The sequence below is a fragment of the Lentzea albidocapillata genome, assembly GCF_000719115.1.
In the GTDB taxonomy this organism is placed as follows: Bacteria; Actinomycetota; Actinomycetes; order Mycobacteriales; family Pseudonocardiaceae; genus Lentzea; species Lentzea albidocapillata.
Map to the genome: position 1 here is coordinate 1 of NZ_JOEA01000073.1, position 529 is coordinate 529.

The 529-nt window shown below is 73.0% G+C and carries 1 protein-coding gene; it reads right to left on the minus strand.

The window, feature by feature from the left end; all coding sequences use genetic code 11:
• The coding region (locus tag IG04_RS43545) for an AMP-binding protein (RefSeq protein ID WP_248782552.1) at nucleotides 1-515 on the minus strand (515 nt) is incomplete at its 3' end.
• Between the last annotated feature and the right edge of the window lie 14 nt (nucleotides 516-529).

Sequence of the window (529 nt, forward strand, 5' to 3'; positions counted from 1 at the left end):
CGGTAGAGGCGTCCCCCCGGGTGGTGCGGGTCGGGGATGAACCGCTCGGCGGTCAGGCGCGGCTGGTCGTGATAGCCCCGGGCCACGCCGCTGCCGCCGAGGTACAGCTCACCCGGAACACCGACCGGCACGGGACGCAGGGTGCTGTCCAGGATGTAGGTGGACATCGTGTCCATCGGCGTGCCCAGCGGCGCCGGGCCGTCCGCCACGTCCTCGGCGGTCAGCGGGCCGCTGACGGCGAAGGTGGTGGTCTCGGTGGGGCCGTAGCCGTTGACCAGGGTCAGGCCCGGATGACGGGTCAGCAGGGTGTGGGCGGCATGGTGCGGGACCGCGTCGCCGCCGGTCCAGATCTCCCTCAGCCCGGCGAAGCACTCCGGGTCCTCTTCGACGAGGACGCCGAAGAGGGCGGCGGTGATCCACAGGGCGGTGACGCCGTCGGTGACGGCCTGGCGGATGGTGGCGGTGGTCAGGTCGCCGGTGGCGACGGTGACGGAGCCGCCGTTGAGGAGCGGCACCCACACCTCGTAGG